This is a genomic window from Microbacterium sp. OR21 (genome assembly GCF_047306785.1).
Taxonomy (GTDB): domain Bacteria; phylum Actinomycetota; class Actinomycetes; order Actinomycetales; family Microbacteriaceae; genus Microbacterium; species Microbacterium esteraromaticum_E.
Genome location: NZ_JAZEXJ010000002.1, coordinates 632,653 through 652,510, shown reverse-complemented (window position 1 = coordinate 652,510; position 19,858 = coordinate 632,653). Strand labels below are relative to the sequence as shown.

Annotated in this window: 24 protein-coding genes; 16 read left to right on the top strand and 8 right to left on the bottom strand. The window is 69.6% G+C overall.

The window, feature by feature from the left end:
• Positions 1-23: 23 nt before the first annotated feature.
• The 10 genes from V2S04_RS07710 to V2S04_RS07665 all read left to right on the top strand — a co-directional run bounded on the left by V2S04_RS07710 (position 24) and on the right by V2S04_RS07665 (position 7,822).
• Positions 24-728, top strand: a complete 705-nt coding sequence (locus V2S04_RS07710; RefSeq protein ID WP_413637921.1) for a hypothetical protein — start codon at positions 24-26, stop codon at positions 726-728.
• Positions 729-730: 2 nt separating this feature from the next.
• Positions 731-1,387: a DNA/RNA non-specific endonuclease gene (locus V2S04_RS07705; protein ID WP_413637919.1), complete on the top strand. Its 657-nt coding sequence runs from the start codon at positions 731-733 to the stop codon at positions 1,385-1,387.
• Complete coding sequence (locus tag V2S04_RS07700; protein WP_413637917.1) at positions 1,384-1,764, top strand: hypothetical protein; 381 nt, start codon at positions 1,384-1,386, stop codon at positions 1,762-1,764. Before V2S04_RS07705 ends, V2S04_RS07700 begins: the two co-directional genes overlap by 4 nt.
• 61 nt (positions 1,765-1,825) lie before the next feature.
• Complete coding sequence (locus tag V2S04_RS07695) at positions 1,826-2,047, top strand: hypothetical protein (RefSeq protein WP_099196903.1); 222 nt, start codon at positions 1,826-1,828, stop codon at positions 2,045-2,047.
• A 7-nt stretch (positions 2,048-2,054) separates the two neighbouring features.
• Positions 2,055-3,752 (top strand): hypothetical protein, encoded by a 1,698-nt coding sequence (locus V2S04_RS07690; protein ID WP_413637916.1) that lies wholly within the window; start codon positions 2,055-2,057, stop codon positions 3,750-3,752.
• 97 nt (positions 3,753-3,849) lie between these two features.
• Complete coding sequence (locus V2S04_RS07685) at positions 3,850-4,143, top strand: WXG100 family type VII secretion target (protein ID WP_313366360.1); 294 nt, start codon at positions 3,850-3,852, stop codon at positions 4,141-4,143.
• Positions 4,144-4,318: 175 nt separating this feature from the next.
• Positions 4,319-4,609, top strand: a complete 291-nt coding sequence (locus tag V2S04_RS07680) for a hypothetical protein (protein ID WP_413637915.1) — start codon at positions 4,319-4,321, stop codon at positions 4,607-4,609.
• Positions 4,606-6,270: an alpha/beta hydrolase gene (locus tag V2S04_RS07675; RefSeq protein WP_413637913.1), complete on the top strand. Its 1,665-nt coding sequence runs from the start codon at positions 4,606-4,608 to the stop codon at positions 6,268-6,270. The genes V2S04_RS07680 and V2S04_RS07675 overlap by 4 nt, the downstream gene beginning before the upstream one ends.
• 16 nt (positions 6,271-6,286) lie before the next feature.
• Positions 6,287-7,000 carry a hypothetical protein gene (locus tag V2S04_RS07670; protein WP_413637912.1) on the top strand — a complete coding sequence of 238 codons (714 nt, stop codon included), beginning with the start codon at positions 6,287-6,289 and terminating at the stop codon, positions 6,998-7,000.
• 51 nt (positions 7,001-7,051) lie between these two features.
• A complete protein-coding gene (locus tag V2S04_RS07665) occupies positions 7,052-7,822 on the top strand; it encodes a hypothetical protein (protein ID WP_413637911.1) in 771 nt (256 codons plus the stop codon).
• A 36-nt stretch (positions 7,823-7,858) separates the two neighbouring features.
• Here the strand turns inward: V2S04_RS07665 and V2S04_RS07660 are convergent, their stop codons facing one another.
• Both V2S04_RS07660 and V2S04_RS07655 read right to left on the bottom strand, forming a co-directional pair.
• Positions 7,859-8,317: a recombinase family protein gene (locus V2S04_RS07660; protein WP_413637910.1), complete on the bottom strand. Its 459-nt coding sequence runs from the start codon at positions 8,315-8,317 to the stop codon at positions 7,859-7,861.
• Between the two features lie 66 nt (positions 8,318-8,383).
• Positions 8,384-9,373, bottom strand: a complete 990-nt coding sequence (locus V2S04_RS07655; RefSeq protein ID WP_413637909.1) for a malate dehydrogenase — start codon at positions 9,371-9,373, stop codon at positions 8,384-8,386.
• A 96-nt stretch (positions 9,374-9,469) separates the two neighbouring features.
• Here V2S04_RS07655 and V2S04_RS07650 point away from each other — a divergent pair, with 96 nt between their 5' ends.
• The gene (locus V2S04_RS07650) at positions 9,470-10,348 is read left to right on the top strand and encodes a neutral zinc metallopeptidase (RefSeq protein ID WP_313366366.1); all 879 of its coding nucleotides are present in this window, start codon (positions 9,470-9,472) and stop codon (positions 10,346-10,348) included.
• 28 nt (positions 10,349-10,376) lie between these two features.
• Here V2S04_RS07650 and V2S04_RS07645 read toward each other — a convergent pair whose 3' ends face one another.
• Positions 10,377-12,131, bottom strand: coding sequence for an aldehyde dehydrogenase family protein (locus V2S04_RS07645; protein ID WP_413637908.1), 1,755 nt, complete (start codon positions 12,129-12,131; stop codon positions 10,377-10,379).
• A 31-nt stretch (positions 12,132-12,162) separates the two neighbouring features.
• On the bottom strand, positions 12,163-12,426 hold the full coding sequence (locus V2S04_RS07640) for a glutaredoxin domain-containing protein (protein ID WP_313366368.1): 264 nt from the start codon (positions 12,424-12,426) through the stop codon (positions 12,163-12,165).
• A gap of 129 nt (positions 12,427-12,555) precedes the next feature.
• Here V2S04_RS07640 and V2S04_RS07635 point away from each other — a divergent pair, with 129 nt between their 5' ends.
• Complete coding sequence (locus V2S04_RS07635; RefSeq protein ID WP_413637907.1) at positions 12,556-13,752, top strand: glycosyltransferase; 1,197 nt, start codon at positions 12,556-12,558, stop codon at positions 13,750-13,752.
• A 2-nt stretch (positions 13,753-13,754) separates the two neighbouring features.
• On the opposite strand, the gene V2S04_RS07630 is transcribed toward V2S04_RS07635, so the two are convergent.
• The gene (locus tag V2S04_RS07630) at positions 13,755-14,099 is read right to left on the bottom strand and encodes a hypothetical protein (protein WP_413637906.1); all 345 of its coding nucleotides are present in this window, start codon (positions 14,097-14,099) and stop codon (positions 13,755-13,757) included.
• A 108-nt stretch (positions 14,100-14,207) separates the two neighbouring features.
• On the opposite strand from V2S04_RS07630, the gene V2S04_RS07625 reads away from it, so the two are divergent.
• On the top strand, positions 14,208-14,711 hold the full coding sequence (locus V2S04_RS07625; RefSeq protein WP_413637905.1) for a MarR family winged helix-turn-helix transcriptional regulator: 504 nt from the start codon (positions 14,208-14,210) through the stop codon (positions 14,709-14,711).
• Between the two features lie 120 nt (positions 14,712-14,831).
• Complete coding sequence (locus V2S04_RS07620; protein ID WP_413637903.1) at positions 14,832-15,089, top strand: DUF6458 family protein; 258 nt, start codon at positions 14,832-14,834, stop codon at positions 15,087-15,089.
• Positions 15,090-15,143: 54 nt separating this feature from the next.
• Here V2S04_RS07620 and V2S04_RS07615 read toward each other — a convergent pair whose 3' ends face one another.
• The 3 genes from V2S04_RS07615 to V2S04_RS07605 form a co-directional block, all read right to left on the bottom strand.
• Positions 15,144-16,064, bottom strand: a complete 921-nt coding sequence (locus V2S04_RS07615) for an NADP-dependent oxidoreductase (RefSeq protein ID WP_413638122.1) — start codon at positions 16,062-16,064, stop codon at positions 15,144-15,146.
• 76 nt (positions 16,065-16,140) lie between these two features.
• Positions 16,141-17,619, bottom strand: coding sequence for a deoxyguanosinetriphosphate triphosphohydrolase family protein (locus V2S04_RS07610; RefSeq protein WP_413637902.1), 1,479 nt, complete (start codon positions 17,617-17,619; stop codon positions 16,141-16,143).
• Between the two features lie 42 nt (positions 17,620-17,661).
• Entirely contained in the window at positions 17,662-18,288 is a 627-nt protein-coding gene (locus tag V2S04_RS07605) for a cyclodeaminase/cyclohydrolase family protein (protein WP_413637900.1), read from the bottom strand.
• A gap of 83 nt (positions 18,289-18,371) precedes the next feature.
• On the opposite strand from V2S04_RS07605, the gene V2S04_RS07600 reads away from it, so the two are divergent.
• Both V2S04_RS07600 and V2S04_RS07595 read left to right on the top strand, forming a co-directional pair.
• The gene (locus V2S04_RS07600) at positions 18,372-19,013 is read left to right on the top strand and encodes an NADPH-dependent F420 reductase (protein WP_413637898.1); all 642 of its coding nucleotides are present in this window, start codon (positions 18,372-18,374) and stop codon (positions 19,011-19,013) included.
• On the top strand, positions 19,013-19,855 hold the full coding sequence (locus V2S04_RS07595; protein ID WP_413637897.1) for an SDR family NAD(P)-dependent oxidoreductase: 843 nt from the start codon (positions 19,013-19,015) through the stop codon (positions 19,853-19,855). Before V2S04_RS07600 ends, V2S04_RS07595 begins: the two co-directional genes overlap by 1 nt.
• Positions 19,856-19,858: the final 3 nt, after the last annotated feature.

The following is a 19,858-nucleotide window of genomic DNA, read 5'->3' as shown; positions in this document are numbered from 1 at the left end:
AATCGAACGGAGGAGGGTGCGCGATGGGCATGATGCTGCCGAATGAGCTCATCTGGGTGATGGAGAAGCTCGGCTTCGAATGGCCCGACATCGATGAGGACGAGCTTCGCCGAGGCGCGGAGATGGTCCGCACCTTCAGCGGCGATCTGGAGCAGGCGCTGACCGCGATGGACCGCAAGGTGAACGGCGACATGGCCGCTGCGATGCGAGGTCAGGCGGGGCCGGCGTATGTGGCCGCATGGAACACGAACCGGTCGCAGAACCTCGACAAGCTGCTCGGGCTGCTCGGTCCGGTTCCCACGGGCATGAACATCGCAGCCGACGTCGTCTTCGGGCTGAAGATCAAGGTCATCGCCGATGTGACGACCACGATGATCGCTCTGGTCGGCATGCTGACCAACCCTGTCACCGCGCTCGGTGCGGGCCCGATGCTGTTGCTGAAGAAGAAGCTCCTCAACGCGGCTGTCGACATCGCGATCGAGCAGGCGCTCGAGCAGATCCTGCCGATGGTCATCGCGCCGCTCACCGAAGAGCTGCCCGGTGTGATCATGGCGGCGCTGGATGCCCCGATCGTCGAGTCCACCGTCGGCGACACCGACGAGTTCTACGCCGACCTGCAGGCGCTCGAGCAGGCGCAGGCAGACATGGAGACGTACGCCGGTGACGTCGAGAGCATGACAGGACGGCTGATGGCCGACCTCTCGACACTGAACCTGACGGGAGACTGACGATGGCGAAGATCATGGACTCGCTGGGTCGTCCGATCATGCATTCGCTGGACGGCCTGCCCATCCACGTGCGCCAGCTCGCGGACATGTTCCGCGGTCACGGGCAGCGCCAGGTGCGCAACAAGAACGGCGTCAACGACGTCGACCGGTTCGACGACGGCGTCATCACCACGCGCGGGGGCAACACGAAGGCCACTCACTTCGACCCCGAGACAGGGCGGCCCATCACCGAGCGCGGCACGATCACCGAGGATTTCGGAAGCAGCACGCGCGGCGACAACGCCACGGACATCGGCAACCTCGGCGAATCGACCGACGACGGCGGTCACCTCGGCGGTCATCGCTTCTACGGAGACACCCCCGATGAGGGCATCGCGCCTCAGGCCGCGAACCTGAACCGCGGCGCGTGGAAGAAGATGGAGAACGAGTGGGCCGACTGGGTCGGCAAGGGCTATCAGGTCGACTACACGGTCGAGGTCATGCCTCCCGGCGCGGTGCGCCCTGATAGCTTTGTGGTCAACTACACGGTCACCGATCCCGCCACGGGGAAGGCCGCGTATCGAAACTTCCCGATGTTCGACAACGTCGCCGGTGAGGCCTTCGACAGGGTCTCCCGGGCCGACATGCCGGACCGGCGAGCAGCCCAAGGAGTGCTATGACCGACGACGTCACCACCGGCCTCATCCGTGCGCTGGTCGAGAACCTCTCCGGCGCCGACAAGGAATGGCAGGCGCTGTCGATGGTCCTCGACTTCGCCGGGGGCAAGTTCAGCGGAACGCACGGCTACGCGTACTCCGACGACGGATCGATCGCCGCCGTGGCCTCGCACCCGTACTACGCCAAGGCGGCGGTCAACGCCTACCTCGATAGCTACTACAAGCCCGGTGATCCGCTCCCGGCCGCGATCCTCGTGCAGTTCGATCGCACGAGCAGGCAGTACGAGGTGACGTTCGAAGACACTGACGCGACGCGCTGGCAGGTCACACCGGCCAACATCGACTCCATGGGCGAGCAGCTGCGCCCGTCGTTCGAGTGAGCACCGCCGGGCCTTCACTCCTACCGTTGAAATCGAGCCAGCTGACCGGAGCGGGGAACTGATGCGGGAATCGCAGACCTATTGGTACAACCTGTCGACGCAGAGCGTGCTGCGGGCCGACGAGCGGCCGTCGGAAGACACGATCGGGCCGTTCGCGACCTACGAAGAGGCCGAGGAGTCGCCGGCGACGCTGCTCGAGTACGCCAAGGCCTGGCTCGAGAGCGAGGAGAGCGAGCCCTTCCGCGCGATGGCCGCGGAAGACGACGACACCGACCTCGCGTGATCCGTCGGTGAGAGGCTCGCGTCGCGTCGCGGCTGTCACGGTCGTCGCGCTCACCTTCGGACTCGCCGCGTGCGCGCCCGCGCTGCCCGAGACGGTCGTAGCCGGCACCGAGGTCACGGTCGCGTGGAGCGGTGAGCTCACGTCCCTGAACCCTGCCGCCGCGCCGACGGCCGCGAACCGCGACGTCGCCGAGCTCACCCGCGCCGACTTCGGCGACCTCGTCGACGGCGAGTTCGTACCGGACGAGGGATTCGGCACGGTGAAGATCGTCTCGAAGAAGCCCCTCACCGTGAGGTACGACCTCGCCGAACCGGTGTGGTCGGACGGCATCCCGCTGGACGCTGCCGACCTTCTGCTCGGCTGGGCGTGGCGGGCGGGCCTGCTCGCCGACGACGAGAGCAATGCGGCGTCCGACGCGAGCGTGCTCGATGCGAAGCCGCCGAAGATCGACGAGTTCGCGCGGGCGATAGAGGTGACCTTCACCCGGCCCGACATCGGCTGGCAGCGTGCCGTCTCCGCGCCGATGCCGGCCCATGTCATCGCCCAGCGTGCCCTCGACCTCGACGACCCGATGGAGGCCAAGCAGGCGGTCATCACCGCCATCCGCTCGGGCGATGACGAGACGCTGTCGAAGCTCGGCGCCGAATGGCGAGACGGAGCCACGATCGAGCCGGGCGAGACGCCCGCTCCCGACAGGCTGGTGTCGAGCGGACCGTATCTTCTGCAGAAGATCGACGGGTCCGGGACGAGCCTCGCGTTCGCCCCGAATCCCGACTACCGCGGCATCGTGGGCGCGAAGGTCGAGAAGATCGCGCTGGTCCCCCGCGGCGACGACGTGCTCGAGCGCATCGGCGACACCGTCGATGTCGCGCAGGTCGCGCCGAACAGCGGCAATCGCGATCCGATCCGGATGCTGCAGCGCAAGGACTTCACCGCTGAATCCACGCATGACGGCACCATGTGGTCGCTTCAGCTGCAGCCCTACGGCGTGTTCTCTCGTCCGCAGGCGCGCATCGCGTTCCTCAGGGCGGTGCCCGCCTCGACGCTCGCTGAGCGCGGCGGCGGTGAATGGGCATCCGACTTCGCCGGCACCACGTCGATGATCACCGCGCCCGGCTCGCGGGCGTACGACATCGTCGCCGAGGACTCCGGGTTCACCCAGAAGCTCGGCGAACCCGCCGACGATGCGGCGCTCGAGCGGCAGAACGCAGGCCTTCCCGATGGTGTCGGCGTCTGCGTGCTGTACGACCGGCGCAGCGAGTTCGCCCGCGGAGCCTTCGCGGCGCTGCGCGAGGTCGCCGCCGAGGCGGGCTGGGGCGTGCGCGACTGCGGCAGCGACGACTACGCGAAAGCGGTGGAGGGCGGCGGGTGGGATGCCGTGATCGCCCGCACCGTGATTCCCGAGACGCCCGCGCAGATCGCAGATCAGTGGGGCAGCAGCGGCTCGGCATCCGTCGTCCCTGCCCCGGACGGCAACCGCGACACGCTGATCGAGAAGCTGTCGCAGACCACGGATGTGTACGAGGCCCGCGAGGTGCTCGCGCAGATCGAGGCGACGATCGTGCAGTCCGCCGTCGCTCTGCCGATCGCGATCAATCCCCGGATGACGATCGTCGATCCGCGCGTCGAGGGCGTCTCCACCCGCAGCGGTGGCGTGGCATCGCTCACGTCCGGAGTCACGCAGTGGACCGTGAAGAAGAGGTGATGGGGAGTTCTCCCCATTCGCGCGTCGGCGAAGTTTCGGTAACGTCTTGTGTGGGCGGTCCGGAGGGGCTGTCGTAGATGAGAGCTGGAGGGTTGTTATGGCCGGACATGACTTTGGGGCGACGTACTCCGAGATGGAGAGCGCGGCATCGCGTCTGCGTGATGGGCGCACCACGGTGACCGACACGCTGAAGGAGCTGCAGGGCGTCATCGACGACCTGGTGCAGGACGGTTTCAAGACGGAGAACGCGTCCGAGGCGTACTCGACGGCGTACTCCGAGCTGACGACGTCGCTCGATGACGCGGCTGAGGCTGTCAACGACATGGCGCAGGCGCTGGACCGCATGGCGGACTCGATCCGCGACAAGGACTCCGAGCTCGCAGGCGGCTGACTCCGCAGGCTTCACGGAAGGGCCGTGGCTCAGATCTCAGAATCTGCGCTACGGCCCTTTTCGTGCCCGTGAGGCTGAGGGACCGCCCATGGGTAGCGATGCCCATCGACCTTGCTCCCCGGCGTCCCTAACCTGGCGGTGAGCCGGATCGTCCGGCGCCGGAGGGAAGGTCACCGTGGGCGACGTCGAGATCTTCTACGCCGAGCTGCAGCACGCCTCGAGCACGGTCGACACTGCGATCACGGGTGTGCTGTTCGAGTCGGCCGACCTCGGGGCCGAGGACACGGGCATCGGCAACCCGGCCTCCAGGCCCGCTCTGCGCCTCGCCCTTCACCGCCGCCTCACCGGGCTCGGCGAAGCCGTGCGCGCCCGCGTCGACGACGGCTCGCAGGTATCGGCATCTGCTCATCGCATCGCCGACCGGTACAGCGATCTCGATGTCGAGCTGACGGGCAGGCGGTCATGACGCTCGTCTCACCGAATCGCGGATACCTGCTCGAGCGGATCGAGGGCGACACCGGCACGATGTCGTGGTGGTCGGGCCAGCTCACTCGCGTGCAGGACGCACTCGACGACCTGCATGACGGCGCCACCACCGCGACCGGCCTGCCCGGTGTCGGAAAGGCCGTCACGTCGGTGCGCGCGGACGCCGCCGACCTGCTGGCCGCCCTCGCTCCCGACATCGCCGAGGCGGCGCACCTCTCACGGGTGATCGCGACCTACGCCGACGCATACGACCGGTACGCGGCACCGGCGAACGCCATGATCGAGGAGATCGAGATCGCCCACGCGAACTGGGTTCAGGCCGACGTGGAAGCAGACGACGCCGGACGGGCCGCGCTCGCCGCCTCCTACGGCACCAGCGCCCTCGCGATCGAGACGACGCACGCGCTCGCGAGCGAGGCGATCGACGTGCGCGACACCGCGGCACAGGCGCTCGATGCGCTGTGGGTAGAGTACGAACGACATCACGCCGGCTGGCTCGCCGGGTACGGCGCGGCACTCGCCGCCCTCGCCGCCGGAGCGAACTCTACGCTGACGCCGCAGGAGCGCACCTTCCTCGAGAGTCTGCTGGCCGGCGGCGACCCCGCCGAGGTGCTGCGGGTCTGGCGCGCGCACCCCGAACTGCACGACGAGCTGATCGCCGCCCACCCCGAGGTGATCGGGAACCTCGACGGCATCCCGTACGACGTGCGCGGCGAGGCCAACCGCTCTCACCTCGAGGCTCTGCTCGCCGGCGACCTGACGGCCGATCGCCGCGACGACCTCGAGGCGGTCATGCGCGCGCTCAACGCGGAGGGTCTGCCTCGGCCGACGCTGATCAGCTTCGACCCCGACGGCTCCGAGCAGGTCACCGCCGCGATCGCCCACGGCGACCTGGCGACGGCATCCGAGATCAACTCTCTCGTTCCCGGCATGAACAGCACCGTGCACGGCCTGGCAGGCTGGGGCGCGTCGGCGCGCGAGCTCAACGCCTCGGTCGGGCCCGGATCGGCGACGGTGGTGTGGTTCGGCTACGACTCGCCCGACCTGCTCGAAGAGCCGCGGATGGGCCGGGCCATCGACGGCGCAGCCGCGTTCGGCTCGTACCTCGACGGGCTGCGAGCCCTCTCACCCGATGCCGACATCAACGTGATCGCGCACTCGTACGGCAGCACGACCGCCGCGTTCGCGATCGGCTCGCAGCCCGACGGGCACGGCGTCACCGCGTTCATCGCCGTCGGATCTGCGGGCTTCCCCGACGACGAGACGGTGGTGCAGAACCTCACCGACAGTCGCGCGACGCAGGTGTACGCGACCATCTCGGAAGACGACGCGACCGCCCGGATCGGGCGCGCGACCGCTCCCGGGCATCCTGTCCCGCCGGAGCATCTGCCCGGCGTCACCGTCTTCGACAGCGACGGGGGAGTCTCGCGCACCGGCGAGGAGCTGCCGGCGGCGACCGGACACGACGCCCTCGGCCCCGGTGCGTACCTCGAACCGGGCTCTGAGTCGTTCTACAACGTCGCCGAGATCATCCGCACCGGCGAGCCCGGAACCGAGCGTCAGGGCGAGGGCAGCACCGAGGGATTCTGGGATGCCGGCAACTGGTGGATCAGCGACGAGTTCGAGCTGGTCGACTTCTGAGGGCAGGATGGATGCGATGCGACGCGAGACTCGACGAGGACTGTTGGCGGCCATGGCCGTCGGAATGGTGGCGATGATGACGGGATGCGGCTCGGCGGACGCAGGACTCACCGGCGACGCGCTGTATCGGGACGGCGAGAAGCGCTACGTCGCGTACTCCACCCTGATGCACGACGTGATCATGGCGGTGCACGACGGAGAATGGAGCGTCGACACCTGGGGCGCTGCACCCATCTCGTGCGACCTCGACGGCGGTCAGCGCGGGTACACCTTCTCGTGGGTGCGTGAGCTGCAGAGCGACGACATCGATGTGGATGCCGTCGTGCAGTCGGCACGCTCGGCCTTCGCCGACGCGGGCGTCGACGTCAGCGTCGCCGAGTACGGCGAGGGCGACAGCGCCGAGATCAACGTCATCGGCGCGGGCGACCCGCTCGGGCGCGGCGTGGTGACCATCCGTCCCGGGCGAGGTGTGATCCGTGCGACGGCGACGCCCGGATGCTTCCCGGGGGATGCCGGCGACCTGTCCGACATGGTCTTCGACGGTCTGGTGTACGACACCGCGTGGCAGCGGTTCCCCGCTTTCGAGGGGCCGGACTGGCAGCCGCGCTTTTACTTCCCCGAAGACGGCAGCCCGGTCTACCGCGAGGCCGACGGCACGCCCGTGCAGCCGCAGCCCTCGCCCGCCGATCTCCCTGCCTCCCCGCACGCGGAAGGCGACGACGCCGGCTGAACCGTGGCGGACGGTCATCGTGACAAGATGGTGCCGGAGGGGGATCATCCTGTGAACGATGTGAGAGACGCCGCCGTGCCCGCGACGACCGCAGAGCAGGCGACGCCGCCGCTGCGTCTGGAGTTCGCGGGCGAGTGGCGGGACGTGCCGGCGGATCGCGCGTTCGTGATCGGGCGGGTCGGCGATCTGGAGATCGACGACAACCCCTACCTGCACCGTCACTTCCTCGAGCTGCGGTTCCGCGACGGCCTCTGGTGGCTGGCGAACGTCGGCGTCCGCCTTGCGGCGACCGTGTCAAGTGCGGGCGGCGCGGTGCAGTCGTGGCTGTCGCCGGGTGCACGCATGCCGCTGGTCTTCGAGCGCAATGTGATCGTCTTCACCGCCGGTCCCGTCACCTACGAGCTGAGCCTGCACACCGAAGAGGCGCCGTACGAGATCTCGAGCCAGGTCGAGGCGACGATGAGCGGAGACACGACCGTCATGCCCGCCCGGTTCACGGCCATGCAGAAGCAGCTGATCGTCGCACTCGCCGAGCCGATGCTGCGCCGCGAGGGCGTCAGCATGAACGAGCTGCCTTCGTCGACCGCCGCGGCGAAGCGTCTGGGCTGGAGCATGACCAAGTTCAACCGCAAGCTCGACAATGTGTGCGACAAGCTCGACCGCATGGGCGTGCAGGGTCTGCGCGGTGGCCCGGGCCAGGTCGCGACCAACCGCCGCGCCAGGCTCGTCGAGTACGCCGTCACCTCGCAGGTCGTCACCCGCGCCGACCTGGGGCTGCTCGACGACGAGGCGCTGCGCGATCAGGCCGACAGCGAGGACTGACCGCCGCTGCGGCCGCCTCAGACTGTCGCGGCCGCCTCAGACGGTCGCGTCGGCGAGGTGACGGGCGTGGTGCCCGAGCACCTTCACCATGATCCCGCGGCGGCGCAGGTCGGCGATCGTGCGCGACTCCTCGTCGCGGTCGCGGCCGAGCGCATGCGCGTTGGCGACGACCAGCACATCGCCGCTGCGCAGCGTCTCGATCAGTCGCGCCAGCCGGTCGCCCCAGCTCTCGAGGATCTCCGGCGCGGGGTGGCGGAAGCCCTCGATCGGCACGCCGAAGCGGGTCAGATCCTCGCGCTGCTGGGTCACCGACGGCATTCCCTCGCGGGCCACCACCAGGCCCACGAGCCGGGCGCCCTCGGGGCGGGCCGACCACCAGCCGTGGTCGGTGTTCGCCAGGCACTTCGGGCACGTCGCCGCCGCGTGCGGCAGGTGCAGAGGGCTCGTGAGGGCGGAATCTGCTCCGGCATCCGTCGGGTTCATCGCGTCGCTCATCGTCGTACCTCCGCACTCCATTCTGCCCGAGCGGGCAACGTGCGACCCAACCGATTCCAAAAGCGCTCAGAGCAGCCCGAGCGCCTCCACGGTGTCGCGCTCGGAGGTCAGCTCGCCGACCGATGCATCCACGCGGGCCCTGGCCCAGGCATCCATCTCCAGACCCTCGACGATGCGCCATTCGCCGCCGACTGCCTGCACCGGAAACGACGAGATCAGCCCCTCCGGCACGCCGTATTCGCCGTGGGAGACGACACCCGCACTGGTCCAGTCCGCGGTGCCCTGCACCCAGTCGCGCACATGATCGATCGTGGCGCTCGCTGCCGAGGCGACCGACGACGAGCCGCGCACCTCGATGATCTCGGCACCGCGCTTCGCGACCCGGGGGATGAAGGTCTGCTCCTGCCAGGCGCGGATGTCGCCGACGACGGCGCGGAGGCGCTCGGCGACCGGGTCGCCGTCGATCGTCGCGTGCGCGATGTCGGGGAACTGCGTCGCCGAGTGGTTGCCCCAGATCGACACCCGGCGCACGCTCGCGACCGGCGCGCCGAGCGTCTGGGCGAGCTGCGCTCGCGCCCGGTTCTCGTCGAGCCGGGTGAGCGCACTGAACCGCTCTGCCGGCACGCCGTCGGCGGCCGACGCCGCGATCAGCGCGTTCGTGTTGGCGGGGTTGCCGACCACGGTGACGCGGATGTCGGATGCCGCTGACGCGGCGATCGCCCGGCCCTGCGGGCCGAAGATGCCGCCATTGGCGGCGATCAGGTCGCCGCGCTCCATCCCCGGCCCTCGTGGCCGCGCGCCGACGAGCAGCGCGAGGTTCGCCCCGTCGAACCCGACCTCGGCGTCATCGGTGACCTCGACGTCGTCGAGCAGCCCGAACGCGCCGTCCTGCAGTTCGAGCGCCGCACCCTCGGCCGCGCGGAGCCCCTGCGGGATCTCGAGCAGTCGCAGTCTGACGTGCTCGTCGGGGCCGAGCATGTCGCCCGCCGCGATGCGGAACAGCAGCGCGTAGCCGATCTGTCCGCCGGCACCTGTGATCGTGATCGTCGTCGCCATGACCCGAGCCTATGCCTCGAGGCCGCTCAGCTGACCGCTGAGCCGGGATTCGTCAAGCCCTCGTCGCCGGACGCCGCGGAGCGCTACCTTTTCTGCATGACGTTCAATCCGGATGCCGACATCTCGGGCAACACCACGCGCCGCCGCGGGCGGGGAGCCGCGATCGCGGGCGGCGGCGTGGGGGTGCTCGGACTGGTCGCCCTCGTCGTCGCCATGCTCGGCGGACCCGACCTCACCGGGCTGGTCGGCGCAGCGCCGGCGGGCGAGAACCCTCCCGCATCGAGCGGCGAGAACACCCTCGCCGAGTGCGACACCGGCGAGGACGCGAACACGAACGACGACTGCCGGATGGCCGGCGCCGAGGTGGTGCTCAACGAGTACTGGCAGCAGCACGTCGACGGGTACCAGGCGCCGACGCTGACGGTGGTCGACGGTCAGACGTCGACGCAGTGCGGCACGGCGTCGAACGCGGTGGGGCCGTTCTACTGCCCGCCCGAGCAGGGCGTGTACATCGATCCGGACTTCTTTCAGCTCATGCGTCAGCAGTTCGGCGCGTCGGCCGGCGAGCTCGCCCAGCTGTACATCGTCGGCCACGAGTGGGGCCATCACATCCAGAACATCACCGGCACGATGGACGAGCACCCGAACAACGGCACCGGCCCCGACAGCAACGGGGTGCGCACCGAGCTGCAGGCCGACTGCTACGCGGGCGCCTGGCTCGGCGACGTGACGACGCTGAAGGACGACAACGGCGTCGCGTACGTCAAGAAGCCGACGGAGGAGCAGATCACGGATGCCCTGAACGCGGCGTTCACGGTCGGCGACGATCACATCCAGGAGCAGCAGGCCGGTCGGGTGAACCCGGAGAGCTTCACGCACGGCACCAGCGAGCAGCGCCAGGCTTGGTTCGCCAACGGCTACAAGAACGGCCTCGGCGTGTGCGACACGTTCGCCGTCTCCGGCGCCGAGCTCTGACCGCCGGGGCGATCTGCGCAGGGGCGCGTCAGGCGCGCAGCGCCCGCAACAGCGTGCGGATCAGCAGCAGGATGCCGCCGTGCGCCCGGAACCGGGTGAGACCCGCGCTCACCGCGGTGCCGGTGCGAGACGAGACGAACCACGGCGGCTTGGGAAGGATCGTCAGACGGCCCCCGCCGTTGAGCCCGGGCAACGATCGGGGGAACGGGCGGAACGGACCGCGCACCACGGATCGCTCGACGCCGTCGAGCAGCAGCGCGTTGTGCACCACGCCGATGCCGCTGCCCACGTCGTCGAGGGTGTTTCCGGGAAAGGCGCCCCACGTGAGAGTCGGCGTGATGAACCCGAACGCCGTCCACGAGTTGATCGCGATCGATCCGTACCGCAGCTCGGCGACGGCACGCTCGAACCCGGTGCCGAGCGACCTCTCGGTCGCCGGATCGATGATGAGGTTCGCGCCCAGCGTGCCCTGCAGCCGGTCGTTCGCATGCGCGACCGCGGCGTCGAGGAACGCCTGACCCGTGCCGGGCAGTTCGACGACCCCGAGCACAGGGGCGAAGTACTCGGTGCGCTGCAGGGCCGTGGCATCCTGACCGGCGTCCACCTCGACGAGAAGGCGGTCCGCAAGCACGAGGGCATCCGGATAGTCCTCGGCGGCCTGCTGCATGCGCGTCGTCGAGCCGGGGTACCAGGTCGTACGCTCGGGGGCCGCCGCGTAGGCGCGCCGCAGCTCGGCACGGAACTGCTCGGCCTGCGGCCACTGCGATGACATGATCACCACCTGCCCGGCGATGCAGTTGTGTCCGCTGTTCTGCAGGCGCATGGTCGCGATGTGCTCGGCCTGGAACGCGAGGTCGGCGGCGCTCCAGTCGCCCGGCACGACGATGATCGGGGAGACGCCGCCCAGCTCGGCGGTGATCGGCTTCTTCAGCAGCGGACGGTTCTCGCGCCGGCGGCGGGTCGTCGCCCCGGCCTTCGGTCCGCTCGAGGGCCCCCACACGATGGTGTCGAAGGTGGCCGCGGACCCGGTGATGTGCACGTGCTCGAGGTCGCGGTGCGCGGTCAGGTACGCGCCCACTGCAGCCCCGCCCTGCACGATCCGCAGGAAGCCCGGCTGGATCAGCGGCGCCAGTGCGCGCTCGTAGACCGGCACCAGGGCGTCCTGCGTGGGATTGACCTTCAGCAGCGCGACCCGGTTGTACGCGAGAAGCTCGTACAGCACGTCGAGCACGGGGATTGACGTGATGTTGCCGGCGCCCAGCACCAGACCCACCCCGCCGCTGTCGTCCGCAGTCCGCTGGGCGAGGCCGGCAGCGGCACGCGCCGCCGCCGGGGTGATGCCGGGCTGCAGCCATACCTCGCCGGTGAAGCCCGAGAGCAGCAGGCGGTCGAGCCGGGTCAGCGGGAACGCGCCGACACGCGTGCGCCCACCGGGAGCGCGACCGATCGCCACGCGGTCGAGGGGACTGCGCCCGGCGGCGATCTCGGACAGCGTGTCGATGTAGGCGTCGAGCGCGCCGAGCACCGAGTACGGGCCGCTCAGCCACTCCTCGCCGCGCAGCGGATGCCGGGCGCCGAGCCCCTTCGAGTCGGCGGCCGTGTCGGCCCAGTCCTCGACGGCGGCCGCGACGCTCGCGCGGACGGCGCGCAGCAGCGTGGCACGCTGACCTGCCGTGAGATGCGACCAGGTTCGCGCTCCGTGGCGCAGCACCTCGATATCGCCGTCGAGGGCGGCGCGCAGCGCCTCGTCGAGCTCGGTGTCGGCAGCCGTCTGCGGCGTCATCGTCGTCTCCAGTCGGCGGGTGGGGCGAAGGTCAGATCAGCGAGAGCTCGCGAAGCTTCGCTTCGACGTCGGCATTGCTCGGCTCGACGTGGTGGCTCGCGTCCGGGTAGACGACGACGGGGATGTTCATCCGGCCCGAGATCTCCTTGGCGACATCGGCCGCGGCCGGCTCCGCGACCAGGTCGACGTAGGTGTACTCGATGCCGAGGTCGTCGAGCTGCTTCTTGGTGCGGCGGCAGTCGCCGCACCACTCGGCGCCGAACATGGTGATGGTGTCGGATGCGGGGGTGCTCATGCTTCCAGCCTATGGGCGCGCGCCTGGGCGGGCGCCGGAAGCGTGCGGCCAGACGCATCCGTCGCTGAGCAACACGTGAAACGATGGAGCGCGACACCCGCATCTCGACGACACCGCAGAGGAGAGCACGTGAGCGCCATCGCCCTCCCGCCGGTGACCGTCATCGTGCCCACCTTCAACGAGCGCGACAACGTCGCCGAGCTCGTCACGCGCATCTCGGCGGCCCTCGCCGGCGCCACGGCCGAGATCCTCTTCGTCGACGACAGCGCCGACGGCACGATCGACGAGGTCGCCCGTGTCGGGGCATCCGCCGACCTCCCGGTCCGGGGCGTGCACCGCGAGCGCAACACCGGTGGCCTCGGCGGTGCGGTCGCGGTGGGGCTCGCGGAGGCCGCGCACGACGTCTGCGTCGTCATGGACGGCGATCTGCAGCATCCGCCCGAGCTGCTGCCGGCCATGCTCGCCCGCTACGCCGAGGGCGGCGCCGACATCGTCGCCGCGTCGCGCTACATCGGCGGCGGCGACTCCGCCGGGCTCGGCACCGCCGTGCGGTATGCGGTGTCGAAGGCGTCGACCGTCGTCACCAAGGCGATGTTCCTGCGTCGGCTGTGGCGCAGCACCGACCCGATGACGGGCTTCTTCCTCGTCGATCGCTCGCGCATCGACCTCGCCGAGCTGCGACCGCAGGGCTTCAAGATCCTGCTCGAGATCCTCGTGCGAGGCGGTGAGCGCCGCGAGCTGCGCATCGCCGAGGTGCCGATGGAGTTCGGCACGCGCCGGCACGGCGACTCGAAGGCGAGCCTGCGGCAGGGGGCCACCTTCCTCGCCCACCTGGCGCGCCTGCGCTTCGGCCGGATGGGCCGGTTCGCGCTGATCGGCGGCGTCGGAGCGTTCGCGAACATCGGCATCATGTGGGCGCTGACCCACCTCGGAGTCGACTACGTGCTGGCCGCGATCGTCGGAGCGGCGGTCACCATCATCGGCAACTTCGTGCTGCAGGAGCTGTTCGTCTTCCGCGACGAACGAGCGGATGCCCGAAGGCTGTGGGTGCGCTTCGCCGCATCGGTGTCGTTCAACGCCGTCGAGGCGGCGCTGCGCATTCCCGTCATGGCGCTGATGGTCGAGACCTGGCACATCTCGAGCGTGATCGCCACGGCGATCTCACTGGTGGTGGCGTTCTTCGCCCGCTTCCTGTTTCACGCACTGGTCGTGTACGCGCCGCGCCGGCGGCGGACCGATGACGTGGACGAGCCCCTCACCGACACCGCGGCGCTGCGGGTCATCCGGGCGATCGACGCGGAGGCGATGCGTCCGGGGGAGCTGTGAGGTCAGACCTGGTCGGACTGCTCTTCGTGGCCGATGCTGCGGGCTTCGAGGTACGAGCACAGCTCGGCGGCGACCGCGAGCTCGCTGGCGAGGGAGTGCAGCTGGTGGCTGTTGAGCACGGTGTTCTCGTCGTTCGGCTCGAGGGTGATGTTCCACTGCCGCTCGCCGACCTGGATCGGCTGCATGAAGATGCTGACGGACGAGTTCTTCACCGGCACGATGACCAGTCCCGTATCTGAGCCGTCGGAGCCGTCCTGAATGATCACCCTGATGAGATCCCCGGCCTCGCGAGCGGATTTGAAATCCTCAAGCCAGGCCTCGAGTGTCTCCTTGCTTCGAAAACTCACAGTGTCCTCCGTCGCTGCATTCTGCGGTCGTGGCGACCGCCGGGGTCCCCTTGCCCTCTTCTATCATTGCTTATGCGGGCTGTGCAGGCGCCCGCTGGAGGAGTGAGCGTGGCGGATACGCAGACTGACGGCTATTGGTACGACGAGCGCAGTGAGCGAGAGCGCGCACGGGAGGTGCTCGAGTCGCTTCGTCTGTACCGGGCGGCTGAAAGGGCGATGCGCCGCCGCACCCGAGATGAGATGTCGATGGGCGAGAACGAGCTGCTGGCTCTGCGCTTCCTGTTCCGGCAGCCGGATCACTGTGCGCAGCCGGCCGCTCTGGTCGCGTACCTGGGCATATCGCCGGCCGCGACGTCGGTGCTGATCGACCGCCTCGAGCGCTCGGGCCACGTCGAGCGGGAGACGGATGCGGGCGGCCACCCGATCTCGGTGCGTGCCACCGCGCACGCAGACCAGGACGTGCGGCACACTCTCGGCCGCATGCACGAGCTGATGTACGCCGTGGCGGCCGGCATGGATGCGCAGGCGCAGGCGAATGTCTCCGATTTCCTGCGGGCGATGGCCGACGCCGTCGACGGGGTCGAGCCGGCGGCCGGCGCGCCCCAGAGCTGAGCCCCGTCGCATTCCGTACCTGAAGGGTCGTTGTCAACCCCATTCTCCTGCGCTCGTCCGGCGCGGGATCGTGGAGTTCAGGCGGGCCGGACGGCCGCGCCACAACGAAGGGAGCAAGTGATGACCATCGGCACCGGAGTCGTTCTGTTCGTCATCGGAGCGATCCTCGCTTTCGCACTCAACATCGATGTCGGCTGGGCTGACCTCACGATGATCGGCTACATCCTGATGGGGGCCGGTGTCGTCGCGTTCATCGTCGGCCTGGTGCTCATGGCCCGTCGTCGCCGCACCGACGTGGTCACTCGCACGGAAGCCGCTCCCGGCGCATACGAGACGCGTCGCTCGACGCGTGCGGCTGGAGACGAAGAGGTCTTCTGACCGGAGGGACGTTCGCGCCCGGGTCCCGAGTGAGGCCCGGGCGCGAACTCTGTCTCAGGGGACGATGACGAGCTTGCCGCGCGTGTGACCGCTCTGGCTGGCGCGGAACGCGTCGGCCACGCGGTCGAGCGCGAAGGTCTCGGCGATCTCCACGCTCAGGCGTCCGTCGTCGGCGAGCTCGGCCAGTCGAGCGGTCTGCGTGCCGTCGGGACGCACCCAGATGTTGCGGCCGCCGTGATCGACGACCGAAGGGTCGGCGATCGACACGTGCACGCCGGAATCGCTCAGCACGGCGAGAGTGACCTCCAGCATCCCTCCGACGAAGTCGGCGACGGCGTCGACCGGCCCGCCCGCGATCTCGCGCACCCGCTCGGCGAGCCCGTCGCCGTAGGTCGTCGGCTCGCCGCCCAGTCCGCGCACATAGTCGTGATTGCGCTCGGACGCCGTGGCGATGACCTTCGCGCCACGGCTCGCGGCGATCTGCACCGCGAAGCTGCCGACGCCCCCGGAGCCGCCGTGGATGAGCACGGTGCGGCCGTCCACGTCGCCGAGAGCGTCGATGGTGCGCAGTGCCGTGCCGCCGGCGAGGGGGAGCGCCCCGGCCTGCTCCCAGGAGAGGGATGCCGGCTTGCGCGTCACCGCCGAGACGGGCACCGCCACGCGCTCAGCGAACGTGCCGGCGCTCACGACGTCCTTGCGGGCGTAGGCCATGACCTCGTCTCCGACCTGGAACTCCGGCGTGTCCAGACCCACTGCCATCACCACCCCCGCGACGTCCCAGCCGGGGATGACGGGGAACTGCGTGGGCATGAGGGCGTCCAGTCCGCCAGCCATGACCTTCCAGTCGACCGGGTTCACGCCGGCCGCGCGCACCTCGATCAGCACTGCAGCAGGAGGGAGCTTGGGATCAGGCAGGTCACGCACCTCGAGGGTATCGAGATCCTTGCTGAAGTGGTCGTAGACGACGGCTCGCATGATGCCTCCCGAGAGTGTGTGGATCGGCATCCACTCTTCCACCTCCCGGGGCGGCCGGGGCCGACGTCATCCGAGGTCAGAGGCCCTGGCCCGCGTCCCAGAGTCGCTCGGTGCGGCCGGCGAGCAGCGCGTCGAGCGAGATCGCCTGGGCGTCGGTGAGGGAGGCGACGTAGTCGATGATGCCTCGGCCACGGCCGTGCGTCTCGACGTCGGCGCCGTTGCGCTCGGGGTCGTCGAGCCGGCGGTGGTCGTCGGTGGCGAGTTCGACGAGGTCGATCAGGCGGCGCGGAGCGCGGCGTGCATCGCGCGGGTCGTCGAGCCACGCGGTGAAGCCGTCGACGAGGCGCTCGAGGACGCTGGCCTGACCGCGCTGGTAGACCGCGAGGTCGGGCCGCTCGAGGATGAACCGCTCGTGCAGGAACTTCAGCACCGCTACCTCGTGCCAGGCCTGACGGTTCAGGCTGACGTGCCCGGAACGGATGTCGGGAGTCCGGTGCACCTCGATCGACGACTGCAGCCGGGCGATCCAGGCGGTGGTGAACCGGGCGAGCGCACGCTCGCTGGCGAGCGAGCCGTCGAACGGCTCGGCGACGAGCCCGTCGATCACCTCGGCCGAGACCTTCGCCACGGCTTCGCTGAACGCGTCGGGGTCGGTGATCCAGGCGTCCTTCGCGCGCATCCGGCGCCAGAGCAGCTCGAGGGAGTGCCCGGGGGTGCGCGTGTCGGTGGCCAGCGTCACCGCGTCGGCGGATCGCAGCTGGGCCAGATCGCGTCGCCAGGAGCGGAACTCCGCCGACAGCGTCGCGGGGTTGAGCAGCCCCGCCCGGTAGAAGTCGTCGAGGTCGTGCAGCGAGTAGGCGATGTCGTCGGAGATGTCCATGATCGAGCATTCGACGCTCTGCTGCCCCTCGACGATCGACGGGTACGCCGAGAGCGCCTGCCGGGCATCCGCCTCGTCGATCGCGTAGAAGCTGAACTTGCTGGCTCCGCCGCGCCGCGGCCCGCCCTGACCTCGGCGCCACGGGTACTTCAGCACCGCCGCGCGCACGGCGGCGGTGAGGTTGAGGCCCACGCCGGGCCGGTCGTGCTCGTCGAGCCGGGTCAGGATGCGATAGGTCTGCGCGTTGCCCTCGAACCCCTCGCTGAGCCCGAAGCGGGTGCGGGCGAGGCGGTCGAGCGTCTGCTCGCCGAGGTGGCCGAACGGCGGATGCCCGAGGTCGTGCGCCGCGGCGGCCGCCTGCACCACGACCGGGTGCGCCCCGCCGAGCTGCTCGACGATCCGATTCGGCTCGTCGGTGCGGGTGGAGAGGTGGGTGGCGATGGCGCGTGCGACCGCGGCGACCTTGATCGAATGCGTGAGCCGGTTATGCACGGCGAGACCGGCGCCTGCCTGCGAGATCACCTGCGTGACGGCGGACAGGCGCGAGTAGTACGGCGAGAAGCGGATGCGCTCGACGTCGACCCGGAACTGCGGGTGCCCCTCCGCCCGCTGGAACTCGTCGAGTGTCTCGGACAGGCGACGGCTCTGGCGCGGGTCATCCGGATGCTGAGGCATGCAGTCAGTGTGGCACGAGCTCGTGGCGACTCCGGCGCGTGGTCAGTCCAGGCGCGCGGAGATCTCGCGGATCATCTGGGCGACCTGGCGGCGGGCCTCGAGCAGCCGACCGACGTCGGTCTCGAGGCTCGCCGGCCGTGCTGGCGTCGCGTCGTGCCTTCGGGCGATCTGCAGGTTCGCTCGGATGCTCATGGCCGCCCCCGACAGCCCGGCGGCCAGCGATTCCATCGCGACGGCGAGGTCGACCGCGATGTGCGGATTGCCGGCCTCGGCCAGCACGCGCGCATCCGAGGTGAGCAGGATGCCGATCGCTCCGAGCCGAGCCACGGACTCGGCGGCCTGGACAGCGGCGGCGGCGACCTGCGCATCGCGGCGCGGGTCGTCGGAGGGCAGTGCCAGTGCCGCTCCGAACCGCGCCGACAGCACCCCGTCCGCCTCGACGGCCTGCAGCACATCCGCGCGGTTGCGTTCCAGTCGTACCGCGCAGGCCGACGCGGCGGCGCTGTCGGGCGTGTACGCCGCGACCATGCCCATCAGGGCAGCGGCGACACCCAGCAGCACGCCCGTCGCCGCCCCTCCGCCAGGCGAGCCGTTGGGCTGGCTGAGAGCGTCGAGCCAGGCATCCATCGGGCGGGACGTCGGAACGTGAGCGGAGTCGGGATCGGCCATGCGCGTCAGGGTATCCGGTGGCGCGGCGCCGATCGGTTCGACGGACGAAGGAATATGCGCACGCCTGGGGGGTTGTGTCCGATATGACGACTCTCGGAATCATCGGAGCAGGACACATCGGCAGCCAGATCGCTCGAGCCGCGCTCGGCGCAGGCTACGACATCGTGATCGCGAACTCCCGCGGACCGGAGACCCTCGCCGATCTCGTCGCCGAGCTCGGCGACCGCGCCCGCGCTGCGACCGCTGAGGAGGCCGGTGCAGCCGGCGACGTCGTGGTGGTGACCGTCCCGCTGCATGCTATGCAGCAGATCCCCGTCGAACCCCTCGCCGGAAAGATCGTGCTCGACACCAACAACTACTACTTCGAACGAGACGGCCACATCGACGCCCTCGACAGGGGACTGACCACGACCTCCGAGATGCTGCAGGAGCACCTGCCGACGTCTCGCGTCGCCAAGGCGTTCAACCACATCCAGGCCGAGCAGATCACCGCGGGCGGCATGCCCGCCGGCGCACCGAATCGTCGAGCGCTGGCGACGGCGAGTGATCATGCTGATGCCGCGGAGTTCGTCACTCACCTGTACGACCAGCTGGGATTCGACACGGTCAACATCGGGCCGCTGAGCGAGTCGTGGCGCGTCGAGCGCGACCGTCCGGCATACGTCGCGCGGCAGAACGCCGAGGAGCTGACTCAGAACCTGGCGATCGCCAACCGGCTGCCCTGATGGCCGAGAAGACGATCGTGCTGACAGGTGCCAGCGATGGCATCGGCGCTGCAGCGTCGCGCAAGCTGGTCGCTGACGGGCACACGGTCGTTCTCGTCGGACGTTCTGTTGAGAAGACCGCAGCGCTGGCCGGCGAGCTGGGCGCCGAGCACTTCACCGCAGACTTCGCGGATCTGTCTCAGGTGCGTGCATTGGCGGATGAACTGAAGCGCGCGCACCCGCGCATCGACGTCCTCGTCAACAACGCCGGTGGCATCTTCGGCGACAGGACCAGAACCGTCGACGGCTTCGAGAAGACGCTGCAGGTGAACCATCTCGCGCCGTTCCTGCTCACCAACCTCCTCCTCGACACCCTGATCGCGAGCAGAGCGTCGGTCGTCAACACGTCCAGTGCCGCCGCGCGGCTGTTCGGATCGATCGACATCGACGATCTGAACAACGAGCGGGACTACTCGCCGAACAAGGCGTACGGCGACGCGAAGCTCAGCAACATCCTCTTCACCAAGGAGCTCGAGCGTCGTTTCGGCCGAGACGGGCTGTCGGCCGTCGCCTTCCACCCCGGCATCGTGCGCACGAGCTTCGCCTCCGACACCACGAGCCTGATGCGGTTCCTGTATCAGACGCCGCTGGGGCGGCTTCTCGGTCTTCTCAGCCCGGAGCAGGGCGCCCAGCCTCTGGTGTGGTTGGCGGAAGGTGAGCCGGGCACGGACTGGATGCCGCGGGAGTATTACGAGAAGCAGAGGGTCGCGATGACCAACCCGCAGGCGTTCGACGAGCAGCTCGCCGCCGAACTGTGGCGTCGCAGCGCGGAGTACGTCGGATTGCCGGACGACGCTGGGTGACGC